Source organism: Vibrio sp. 1069, assembly GCF_033340555.1.
Genome location: NZ_JAWOWP010000551.1, coordinates 1 through 617, shown reverse-complemented (window position 1 = coordinate 617; position 617 = coordinate 1). Strand labels below are relative to the sequence as shown.

Here is a 617-nt window from a genome sequence, read left to right as displayed (position 1 = left end):
CTCAGGACAAAAAATCCACTATTCTGTTCCTGTTTCAGACATTCCAGAACAACGAGCAGTAATGAAGTATCAAGTGTCTGACGATTTTGGGACGACAGCAGAAGGTGAGGTGGTCATCACGATCAATTCTCCAGTAATCACCGCCAATAGTCTTCAATACAAAGCGCTAGAAGATACGCCACTGGAACCTAACTTACATCAGCAACAAGGACTCGAGAAAGGGGACACCATCGTCATTAAAAAGCCGCCGATGCACGGCAAGATTCATGGGAATACCTACCAAAGTAAGGAAAACTACTTTGGTAATGACCAGTTTGAGTTTTCTATTATGAAAGAAAACGGACGTGAATCTAATACAGCTATGGCTGTAATTACAGTCGAAGCGGTTAATGATGAGCCGATCTTCGCTGTTGAAGCGAGCCGTAAAGAAGGCCTATCAAACGAAAAAGTCACACTATCTGTACTTGGCTTAAAAGACGTTGATTCAACGGATCACTCATTCAAATGGCGTCAAGTTTCTGGGACTAAAGCTCAGTTTGCCACCACGGACACGGCAAGTGTAGAAGTGACGTTACCAAAAGTGAGTGAGAAAAGTGAAAAGCTGACGTTTGAAGTGA

The 617-nt window shown here is 43.3% G+C and carries 1 pseudogene; it reads left to right on the top strand.

The features are described 5' to 3' along the window. Positions 1-617, top strand: a pseudogene (locus R7040_RS27675) (RTX toxin); the annotation flags it as partial.